This window comes from Enterobacter cloacae complex sp. IR53041, from assembly GCF_049238285.1.
Lineage (GTDB): Bacteria > Pseudomonadota > Gammaproteobacteria > Enterobacterales > Enterobacteriaceae > Enterobacter > Enterobacter roggenkampii.
The window spans coordinates 112,913-123,922 of the sequence record NZ_JBMKHB010000013.1; the positions used below are offsets into that span (position 1 = coordinate 112,913).

Here is an 11,010-nt window from a genome sequence, read left to right on the forward strand (position 1 = left end):
GGCTTCGGCCCCCTTCTTGCAGGAGTCCGTTATGGAACTGGTAAATCTCAAAACCGGCACCGATACCTATCAGGACGAGGAAGGGAATACTCAGACTCGCGATGATTATCCCTGGGGCCTGTGCATTAGCCTGGACAATGACACGCTGAACAGACTCGGTATTACCACTCTGCCAGTTGGTGGAATGGTGATGATTACTGCAAAAGCGCTCGTTAAATCAACTTCTGAACGCCAGGATGAAAACGAAGTGTGCCGCCGTGCTGAATTGCAGATCACCGATATGGCTATAGCGCCTGATTCCAGCGAGCCGCCAAAGACGGCAGCACAAACTCTCTATGGTGGGGAGGATGATTAATGGCCTCCGTTATCGAGATCTGCAACCGCGCGCTGAGCAATATCGGCAACAGCCGCAGCATTAATAGCCTGACCGAGGCCAGCAAAGAGGCCGGGCAATGCTCCCTGCATTTCGATGCATGCCGCGATGCTGCGCTGGCGGACTTCGACTGGAACTTTGCCACCAAACGCCTGGCGCTGGCCGATACCAATAATCCGCCGCCGGACTGGGCTTATTCCTACCAGTATCCGACTGACTGCCTGCGCATCACCGAAATTATGGTGCCCGGTATCCGTAATCCGACGGCTGCCATGCGCATCAACTATGAGGTTGGGGCTGATTCCGACGGCACCGGAAAGCTGATCTACACAGATCAGCCTCAGGCATGGCTGAAGTACATCGCGCGCGTCACCGACGTGAACATGTTCGATGCAATCTTCATGGAAGCGCTGTCCTGGCGCCTGGCGGCCGCCATCAACATGCCGCTTACCGGCAGCGCAGATCTCGGTAACAACGCACTGACTATGTACCGCAGCGTCATCCTGAGTGCTGGCTCGCACAGCCAGAACGAATCTCAGGAGCCGCAGCCGCCAGTCGATGAGTTTACCGCAGCGAGGTTGTCATAATGGCTTTCAGTTGGATCCAGCCGAGCTTTGCCGGCGGTGAGATTGGCCCGTCGCTGTACGGGCGCATTGATATGTCGAAGTATCAGGTGGCGCTGCGCAAGTGCGATAACTTCATAGTCCGCCAGTATGGCGGCGTGGAGAATCGCCCTGGAACGCGCTTCGTCGGAGAGGCAAAATATTCGAACAAAAAATGTCGCCTTATTCCGTTCCAGTTCTCGACCGTTCAGACCTATGCGCTGGAGTTCGGAGACGGCTACATGCGCGTTATCAAAGACGGTGCGTATGTGCTTAACAGCAGCAATGTAATTTACGAACTGGCGATGCCATATGCAGAAGCCGACCTGTTCCGCATCAAATTCACGCAGAGCGCAGATGTGCTTACGCTGGTGCACCCGGCATACCCACCGAAAGAGCTGCGACGCTACGCGCACGACAACTGGCAAATCGTCGATGTCACCACCAAAAACGGACCGTTCGAAGACATCAACGTTGATCAGTCAATCAAGGTGTACGCCAGCGCCAGCACCGGCACAATTACTCTGACAGCCAGCTCTGCCATCTTTGGTGCTGAGCAGGTAGGCAAACTATTTTACCTTGAGCAGCCTGCGGTTGATTCTGTTCAAGTATGGGAGACCAGTAAGAGCACTGCTATCAATGATGTACGCCGTGCTGACAGCAATTACTACCGGGCAAATACAGGCGGCACCACTGGCACGCTTCGCCCGTCTCACACCGAAGGTATGTCGTGGGATGGGTGGGGTGGAAGTACAGGAATTCAGTGGGAATATCTGCACAGCGGTTTTGGCATCGTACGCATCACAGCAGTGGCAAGTGATGGACTGAGCGCCACCGCAACGGTGATCAGTTATATCCCGTCTCAGGTAGTCGGATCCGCCAATGGAAGCTACAAGTGGGCGCGCTATGCATGGAATAGCGTAAACGGCTACCCAAGCACTGTTGTCTATTACCAGCAGCGACTGTATTTCGCAGCATCTACCGCGTACCCGCAAACCATATGGGCGAGCCGTACCGGTGACTATAAAGATTTCGGCAAGAGCAACCCTATCCAGGATGACGATCGCATCATCTACACATACGCCGGTCGCCAGGTAAATGAGATCCGCCATCTTATCGACGTCGGAAATTTGGTCGCGCTGACATCAGGCGGTGAGTATACGATATCCGGAGACCAGAATAAGGTGCTGACGCCTTCGGCATTCTCGTTCAGCTCTCAGGGGAATAACGGCTCCAGCAATGTGCCTCCGATCGCGGTGGCAAACATCGCGCTGTTCATCCAGGAGAAGGGGAGCGTGGTCCGTGATCTTGCCTACTCATTCGACGTGGACGGGTATCAGGGAACTGACCTGACCATACTGGCAAACCACCTTTTCCAGAAGCGTAGCATTGTCGACTGGTCATTCTGCATCGTGCCGTACAGCAGCGCGTTCTGCATCCGCGACGACGGCAAACTGCTGGTATTGACCTATCTGCGCGATCAGCAGGTTTTCGCCTGGGCACCACAGTCCAGCACCGGGAAGTACGAAAGCACCTGCTCTATCAGCGAAGGCAGCGAGGACGCTGTTTACTTCGTGGTAAACCGTACCATCAACGGACAGACGAAACGTTACATTGAGCGCCTGTCAAGCCGACTGTTTACCAGTGACGAAGATGCTTTCTTTGTCGATTGCGGCCTGAGCTATGACGGACGAAACGCATCTACCAGGACGATGACCATCAGCGGCGGCACCGGAGACTGGAGTTACCAGGTCGACTACCCGGTAACGATTACTGGCGGGGCTTATTTCGTCAACACGGACGTCGGTGCACAGATCCAGTTCCCGTACTCAGAATCGGATCCTGACACTGGCTCGGTGGTGGCGAAAGAGTTACGCGGCGATATTGTTTCGGTAACCAGCAGCACGGCGGTGGTTGTGCGCTTTAACCGTAATGTACCAGCGGTGCTGCGGAATGCGGCCACGACAAACTGGCAAATGGCGCGTCAGACTTTCAGCGGCCTGTCACACCTTGAAGGCCAGACAGTAAATATCCTCTCCGACGCCAGCGTAGAGCCACAGAAAACCGTCTCGGGTGGTGCCGTCACGCTGGAATCACCTGGCGCGGTGGTGCATATCGGGCTGCCGATTACGGCTGAATTCGAAACGCTGGACATCAACATCAACGGGCAGGAAACGCTGCTGGATAAAAAGCAGTTAATCCCGACTGTAACGATGGTCGTCAACGCCAGCCGAGGTATATGGGCAACGACGCCTGGCGGAGAATGGTACGAATATCCGCAGCGAGAGTTCGAGTTTTACGATGACCCGGTTGATGACGCCACCGGCAAGGTTGAGGTGAAGCTTGACAGCAACTGGGATAAAAACGGGCGCGTTAAGGTGCGTCAACTCGACCCTCTGCCGCTTTCCGTTCTGGCAGTAATCCCGCGCCTTACCGTAGGGGGATTCTGATGCTTAACGCGCAAATCGTACCTGCCACTGCAGATCACATCGAAGCCATGTTGCCACATGTCAGACAGGCAGACGTTGAAGAGTTCCTGGCGACAAACGGCTGGAGCCCGCGCCGCGTTCTTGAAACCGGGCTTCGCACGTCAACATTTTGCTGTGCCGGGCTGGTCAACGGTGAGGTAGTCACCATCTTTGGCGTGGCACCAGCATCCATGATCGGCGGCAGCGGCATTCCCTGGCTGGTAGGCACTGACGCGCTGGAGAAATACCAGCGCACTTTCCTGCGCCGGTGCGGGAAAGTGGTCAATGCAATGCTGTCCGTTTACCCGTATCTTGAAAATTACGTTGATGCCCGCAACCACGTCGCGCGCGTATGGCTGCACTGGCTTGGTTTCACCATCGAAGATCCTAAGCCTTATGGCATCAACAATCTCCCGTTCCACCGTTTCCACATGGAGAGAAAATAATGTGTAGCCCAGCCATTGCACTGGTCGCAGTCACGGTAGCATCTGCTGCTGCCAGCGCGTACAGCCAGAACCAGCAGGCAAAATATACGTCTGCTGTAGCTGAGAAGAACGCAGATATTGCTGAAGCTCAGGCGCAGGACTCCATCAACCGAGGCAATGCTCAGGCGGATGAGATTCGCCGCCGCAACAGGCAGGCTGCCGGCACCCAGGCTGCCACGATGGGCGCAACAGGCGCAGAACTCTCCACTGGTAACGCTCTGGATATCTTCGGCGATACAGCTCAATTCGGCGCGCTTGATGCTCTGACTACCGTTAATAACGCCCAGCGCGAGGCGTATGGCTATCAGGTGCAGGGCAGTAATTTCCAGTCTCAGGCTGATGCGACTCGCAGCGCTAACAGCGCGGCGCTAACCCAGACGCTGCTGACAACACCGTTAAAAGCATATGGCGCGTATCAGATGGGCGGCGGCACATGGTCGCCTTTCACCCAGAAAGCAGCTCCTATCAGCGCTGCTGTCGGCACGCCAACCGGCCGATAAGGAGATATCATGCCAACAGTACCAACTGTAAACGGTCGTCAGGTAGAGAGCAGGGGATTCCAGTCGCCTGGTCTTCAGGCATTCGACACGCCTCAAACCGCTGATGTTCTTGGGCAAGTTGCTGAGCAATATGCTGGTGCATTCGCCCAGGCCAAGCAGCGGGCAAACGTGGCTCTTTCACAGGAGGCCAGCTTAAAGCTCAGTCAGGCCGAAGAGGATTTAAAGACCCAGCTTTACAGCCTGAAGGGCCAAAACGCCATCGGTAAGGGTCAGGAGTTTACGCAGCAATATGATGAGCAGATCCAATCCCTGGCCTCGTCGCTACCTGATGACGCATCGCGCCAGATGTTCATGCAGCAGGCGCAGCAGCAGCGCATCCAGTTTCAGGGAAACGTTGGCCGCTACGAGCAGGGGCAGGTCAGCGAGTTTGAAGGCAATCAATACGATGCCACCAGACAGTTGCAAATCCAGAAAGAGGCTGATGCGTGGAATAATCCCCAGGAAGCTATTCTCGCAAAGAATATTCGCACAGTAGCAACAGCGAGATTCGGTGCCTCAAGGGGTTGGTCGCAGGAGCAGATTCTGGCTGCCATTGAAAAAGATAACCTTGCCGCCACTGAGATGAGAGCTAAAAACTATGCAGTTGATAACCCGCTTGGGTGGATGAACGGTGAGTTTTCAGCAGATGATACTGGTGGTCTGGATATGCGATCTGTAGGTATCGTCGAGTCAGGTGGTAAGCATCTTAATTCAGACGGGTCAATTGTCACTTCTTCAGCTGGTGCTCAGGGCCGTTTCCAGTTAATGCCTGAAACAGGCAAAGAACTGGCCGCACGGCGTGGGCTGAAGTACAACCCGGCAGACGAGCAGCAACACACCATGCTGGCCTCGGATTACGCGCAGGAACTGTCAAACAAGTATGGCTCTGAATTACTGGCTGGAGCAGCATATAACTGGGGGCAGGGCAATGTTGACAAACTTATTGAGAAGATCGGTGATCCAAGAAAAGGAGAGATATCCCAAGCCGACTTCATAAAAAAACTACCATCTGAAACGCAGGGTTGGATTTCACGATACCGTAAAAATAAAACCGGTATGGATCCAGTTACCGTTAATCAAATTGATAATCTTGCAAACGCTCAGATTGAGAAGCAGAGAAAACTGGTACTTAATGAGCTCGAACCGCTGCTCAACAATACAATGGCTCAACTCAATAATGGCGAAGTCCCTGATGCCGTTCCTTCTATCCCGGCGATTATGTTTGGCTACGGTGAGCAAGGGAAAAAAATGGTATCGAAGCTCGATATCGCTATGGACAATGCAAAAACTTTCCAGGCAATTCAGTACCTTTCTCCTGAACAGCAGCAGCAGGAATTAATCAAAAAGAAACCAGAGGTAAATGACCCTGAATATGCGCTCAAACTCGATGCGTATGGTAAGCTCGGCGCGCTGGTGCAGAAAAGTAATGAAGCGATACAGGCGCAGCGTGATGCCCGTCGTTTTAACGAAGCGCTGTCTATGGGCGAGAAACTCGACCCCACCAATAAATCCATGCAAAAAGCCGCCGACGCCACGCCAACGGCGCAAAACTTCCGGATTAACGACGCCACCACCCATGACGGGATTGTGCAGCAGGTGGCCCAGACCGGGATCATTCCTTCGCAGGTAACCACCCAGTTATCGGCGATATCCCGCGCGCACAGTCCTGAGGCGGTCCGTCAGGGGGCTGAGTTATTTAATCGCCTCTATGACACGGATCCCGCGTCTGTTGGCGACATGCCAAAGGATATGCAGGGATTTTATCTCACCGTTAAACAGCTTACCGATTCTGGCATGGCGTCCGAAACCGCTATCGAACAGGCGCAGAATCTGACCTACAACCAGACCGATGCACTCAAAGCGCAACTGGCCTCAACCCAGAGCACCAAGGAGTACAAAAAAGACCGCAGCGAGGCGATGGGTTCCGCAGTGAGCAGTATGTCAGGCTTCTTTAGCTGGGGAAATCCATCAGCCGACGACCAGACTCCGGAGGCCGCACGTTTCCGCAACGATTATCAGTCGCTGTACGACATCAATTACCGCACCACCGGCGGTAATGCGGATGCGGCCAAAAAAATGACCAACCAGCAGATCGCCCGCACATGGAGTATCAGCGAGGTTAACGGCAACGCCAAACTTATGAAATATGCGCCAGAGGCACTCTATAACTACGGTCCGTCAGGCTGGCAAGCGGCACAGTGGAAAGAAGAAAAAGAGAAACTGATGTATGGCGACCGTAATGACGATATCACAACAATCCCGACACAGCTCGGGATCACCTCCGGTAACGCAGTGCCTGTTACCAGTAAAACGCCGGAATCGCGTATTGGCGGCGATCTGGAAATTACACCTGATGTGCTGACGGCCCGCAATGGCGATTACGCCATTATGGTGCGAACAAAAGATAAGGATGGTATTGAGGCGGTACAGCCGTTCTACGATTCTTACGGCAGGCCAATGCGGTGGAAACCCTCTTTGGATGAATGGGAACCATATAAAAAATCTATACAGGAAAGAGAGCAAAAAGATCAGGAAGAAATCATCAAGGGTCAGGAAATTCGCGGCTTTAAAGATAAACACCGTGCAATTGATGAACAGTATCGCAGGTTCCACGATGATCGTGTTAATCGCTTCAAAAACTATTTCTCATGGAGTAATGAATAATGCCTGTGTATTCCTCGCCAGAAGAACTGAGCAACGGATTTACTCCTGCTGGCAATGTTCTGCCAGAGACGACTGGGTTTGATGTACCTTTGCCTGAAGGAACCAACCCGGAGCCGCAGCAACCAGAGCCATCGGTATGGGGCGCCGCCTTCCGTCAGAATAACCTTCTGGCCGAGATGTTCCGCCCGGCCAAGCAGTTTGAGTCGGTAGACGGGTATAACCCTTATGCTGATAAAACCGAGCTGCACGGGTACGAACAATGGGGATCTGCTTTTGCTGATTCCCGTTCACCGGAAGAAACTGCCTGGCTTAAACAGCAGATTGACGACGAAAACGAGGACCGTCGGGTACTTTCAGAGGCGGGCGGGGAGGGCGTTCTCGCCAGTATTGCCGCCGGGGTTGTCGATCCAGTCACCGTCGCGTCGATGTTCATTCCTGGTGCTCAGGTCGGAACAGTGGCCCGTATAGCGTCACAGGCTGCGATTGGCGCAGCTGCAACAGCAGCGAGCGAGGTTGCGCTGAATAACCAGCAGATTACCCGCACGTGGGGGGAAAGTGCTTCCCACGTCGCAGCCGGTGCGTTGATGAGCGGCGTATTTGCAGCCGCCGGTGCTGCGCTATCGCCATCAGTTCGTACAGCGGCCACGCGTGAGGTGGCTGACGCGCTCGATAATATGAGTATCACGTCTGCGACGGACACGGCTGCTGCCTCGCTTCCCGAAGGGGGCAGCGTCGGCGCGGCGCGAATCAACGAAGCCACGCTCGAAGATCTCACTCCGGCAGCTGGCGGCCCGGTTGGTAAACTGGCGCGTAAGGCGGGTAGCTATCTGACACCATTCACCCGCCTGATGGAGTCACCGTCAAAGACATCCCGCCGTACGGCTCTTGAGCTGGCAGAGAATAATTACACACTTCAGGGCAATGCCCGCGGCATTGAGACACCAATTGCGGCGGAAACCCGTGTTCGCGGGTGGCGTCGTGAAGAGGCGGCCGTCGTGGTGACGAACAAACAGGCCTACAGCCAGTATAAAGCCGCCGGGGGCGACCTGAGTTTTTCACAGTTCCGTGAGGAGGTAGGTAACGCCATGCGCAGCGGTGATGTGCATGCTAATCCGGTGGTGCAGGAAGCGGCGCAGGCAATGCGCACGGTAGTTAATCGGGTGAAAGTGGCGCAGCAAAAGCTTGGCCTGCTGCCCCCTGACGAGGAACTGAAAGCCATCGGCCAGGAGAGTTATTTCCCGCGCGTGTACAAAGTCGGCAAAATTGTTAACGAGCGCGATAAATTTCGCGACATGCTGGTCGACTGGTGGTCGCGCGGCGAGAAAACAATGTCCCGCGAAGAGGCGGAAATTACTGCTGATGCCACGATCAATAAAATCGTCGGGGCAAAAATCCCGCAGGATTTCGCAAACGTCTTTATGGTAAAAGCGGCCGGCAGTACCCGGTCGCGTACGCTCAGCGTTCCAGATCGCCTGATGAAAGATTATCTGGAGAGTGACGCCAACTATGTGTTACAGCGACACATTCGCGAGGCATCGGCAGAGGTTGAGCTTACCCGTGCATTCGGTAACAAATCCCTGGAAAAGCAGCTCAAGGATATTCAGGACGAATACGATGCGCTAATGCGCCAGAATCCCAAAGACCAGGCAAAACTGGCGAAAGCCCGCGATAACGATATCCGGGATATCACAGCGCTACGAGACCGCCTGGCTGGCACCTATGGCATGCCTGACGATCCATCATCATTTTTTGTGCGCGCTGGTGCGTTTCTACGCAGTGCTAACTTTGTCACCAAGCTGGGCGGTATGACCGTTTCCGCTATTCCTGATCTTGCGCGCGGTGTGATGGTTAACGGGTTTGGCAATACCATGCGTGGTTACTCTTCGCTGATCACCCGATCACCTGCATTCAAGGCCAGCCGGGCCGAACAGTTAAAAATGGCCGTCGGGCTGGAAACCATCCTCCACACCCGCGCACGCACGATGGGTGACCTTGTGGACAGTTCCGCCCGGACAACGGCAGTGGAAGCGGGTATGGAGCGTGTTACCGATGCGTTCGGCAAGCTCACGCTGATGGGTCACTTCGATGACATGAACAAATCGGTAAACGGTATGATCACGTCCGACGGTATTCTTTCCGGCGCATTCACCGGCCGCCGCCTGGCTAAGCTCGGCATTAACGACAATATGGCCGCGCGTATCCGCAGCGAGTTCGAAAAGCACGGTGAGGTGATCAACGGCTGGCATATCGGCAATTTTGAAAAATGGGACGATCAGCACGTTGCAGGCGTTTTCCAGTCTGCGGTGCTCAAAGACGTTAACAATACCGTTATCACCCCGGGGATTGGCGATACACCGCTGTGGGCCAGTACGCCGCTGGGTAAAACCATATTCCAGTTTAAATCGTTCGCGACCGCTTCCTATAATCGTGCCACGTTGGGCGGACTACAGGAGGGAACCGGTCAGTTTTATTACGGCACCGCATTCCAGATTGCTTTGGGCGCACTGACGTACGCGCTTAAACAGTCTGCAAATGGCAAAGAGGTAGACTGGTCGCCGCAGAAACTTGCTATTGAGGGGATTGACCGATCCGGTATCCTTGGTCCTCTGATGGAATACAATAATATGGCTGAGAAGGCTACCGGGGGTATGGTTGGTCTTGGGGCGCTACTTGGCACCGGCACGCAGTCGAGATATGCCAGCCGTGGATTTATTGGCTCTGCCCTTGGGCCAACGTTCGGTCTGCTGGACACTATTACTGATGTGACTGCCGGGGTGCTGAATGGCGACGCTGGTGACCGGGTTCTGCATAACGTGCGTACACTTCTTCCAGGCAACAACCTGTTTTGGATTGCCCCGCTGATAAATCAGGTTGATCCGGGAATGAAATAACGTGACATGTCACAAAGGCTGAGGCACCCACAAAAAAGCCCGCGACGCGGGCTTATTCTTCCCACTTCTCATCGAAAAGGTCTTCTTCCAGTGGCATTGGGTGAGTTTTTGTTTTTTCAAAAAAGGCGTAGCTAACCGCGATTGCAGCCTCTGTGAATTCATCTTTTTCAGTCTCGTTATGGGCATCAGCATTCACAAAAAACATGACAAGCGCATCACGATTGTGATTTACCGAATAGACTAAAAAGCTATCACTAGTGGGGGTATACCTAACCTTGACAGATGCAATGTTTTTCCAGGCATCCCACGAAGATTTCTTTCCAGAGTGATCTTTAACGCTATCTTCCGGAACGTAATCTTTAAGGTCGGAATGAGTGTGCCTTACGTTCAGGTTAAGGATCTCTTTTGGCCGCGCAAAAGCCGCATCTTTCCCCATATCTGGGTGGTAACCTGTTTTCCAAAACTGCTTAAATGCCTCAGCAATTTTTTTCAATTCAGGATCAGATGCACAAAGGGCCGAGAAATTCTGCGTATGCAGTACTCGACCCCTGTATGTAACGACTTGATTTTGATTATTCTGCGACGCAGACGAACTCATAGTTCCCCTTATCATTACGAGAATCATAGAAAGCGCGAGATACACGCGCGGCGTGTTCTTTTGTCATAGTTACTTTTACGTACTCAGCGCCTTCACTAGCTGAACGTCTTGCGGCAGCTTGCGCTCTGCGCATCTGCAATCTTTCATTTCGCATGACATCACCTCATAATATAGAAACTTCATCAAACGGGATTTACCCTTGAGGTAATTTTACATCATTGATCCACTATAGCCAACTATTTTACATCCGCATTGCCCTTTAGACAAAGGCACTTCCTTGTGCCAGCGGCCTCAGAACCCGGGTAATGACTCCAACTTACTGATAGTGTTTTATGTTCAGATAATGCCCGATGACTTTGTCATGCAGCTCCACCGATTTTGAGAACGACA

9 protein-coding genes are annotated in these 11,010 nt (G+C 53.5%); 7 read left to right on the forward strand and 2 right to left on the reverse strand.

Going from position 1 to position 11,010, the window contains the following annotated elements; all coding sequences use genetic code 11:
• Positions 1-31 precede the first annotated feature (31 nt).
• From gp10 to ACOTXF_RS11760, 7 genes are read left to right on the forward strand one after another with little or no spacing between them, the layout of a single operon-like run.
• Positions 32-355 (forward strand): capsid staple protein, encoded by a 324-nt coding sequence (gp10, locus tag ACOTXF_RS11730; protein ID WP_270588712.1) that lies wholly within the window; start codon positions 32-34, stop codon positions 353-355.
• Positions 355-960 carry a hypothetical protein gene (locus tag ACOTXF_RS11735; RefSeq protein WP_270588711.1) on the forward strand — a complete coding sequence of 202 codons (606 nt, stop codon included), beginning with the start codon at positions 355-357 and terminating at the stop codon, positions 958-960. Before gp10 ends, ACOTXF_RS11735 begins: the two co-directional genes overlap by 1 nt.
• Positions 960-3,425, forward strand: a complete 2,466-nt coding sequence (locus tag ACOTXF_RS11740) for a hypothetical protein (RefSeq protein WP_270588710.1) — start codon at positions 960-962, stop codon at positions 3,423-3,425. The genes ACOTXF_RS11735 and ACOTXF_RS11740 overlap by 1 nt, the downstream gene beginning before the upstream one ends.
• The gene (locus ACOTXF_RS11745; RefSeq protein ID WP_270588709.1) at positions 3,425-3,889 is read left to right on the forward strand and encodes a hypothetical protein; all 465 of its coding nucleotides are present in this window, start codon (positions 3,425-3,427) and stop codon (positions 3,887-3,889) included. The genes ACOTXF_RS11740 and ACOTXF_RS11745 overlap by 1 nt, the downstream gene beginning before the upstream one ends.
• Entirely contained in the window at positions 3,889-4,428 is a 540-nt protein-coding gene (locus ACOTXF_RS11750; RefSeq protein WP_270588707.1) for a virion core protein, T7 gp14 family, read from the forward strand. The genes ACOTXF_RS11745 and ACOTXF_RS11750 overlap by 1 nt, the downstream gene beginning before the upstream one ends.
• Positions 4,429-4,437: 9 nt before the next feature.
• Positions 4,438-7,131 carry a transglycosylase SLT domain-containing protein gene (locus tag ACOTXF_RS11755; protein WP_270588705.1) on the forward strand — a complete coding sequence of 898 codons (2,694 nt, stop codon included), beginning with the start codon at positions 4,438-4,440 and terminating at the stop codon, positions 7,129-7,131.
• Positions 7,131-10,022: a hypothetical protein gene (locus tag ACOTXF_RS11760; protein ID WP_247169835.1), complete on the forward strand. Its 2,892-nt coding sequence runs from the start codon at positions 7,131-7,133 to the stop codon at positions 10,020-10,022. The genes ACOTXF_RS11755 and ACOTXF_RS11760 overlap by 1 nt, the downstream gene beginning before the upstream one ends.
• A gap of 52 nt (positions 10,023-10,074) precedes the next feature.
• Here ACOTXF_RS11760 and ACOTXF_RS11765 read toward each other — a convergent pair whose 3' ends face one another.
• Positions 10,075-10,620: a type II toxin-antitoxin system YafO family toxin gene (locus ACOTXF_RS11765; protein ID WP_247169834.1), complete on the reverse strand. Its 546-nt coding sequence runs from the start codon at positions 10,618-10,620 to the stop codon at positions 10,075-10,077.
• Positions 10,621-10,936: 316 nt separating this feature from the next.
• A partial coding sequence (locus tag ACOTXF_RS11770; protein ID WP_004200914.1) for an IS1 family transposase occupies positions 10,937-11,010 on the reverse strand: 74 nt, incomplete at its 5' end.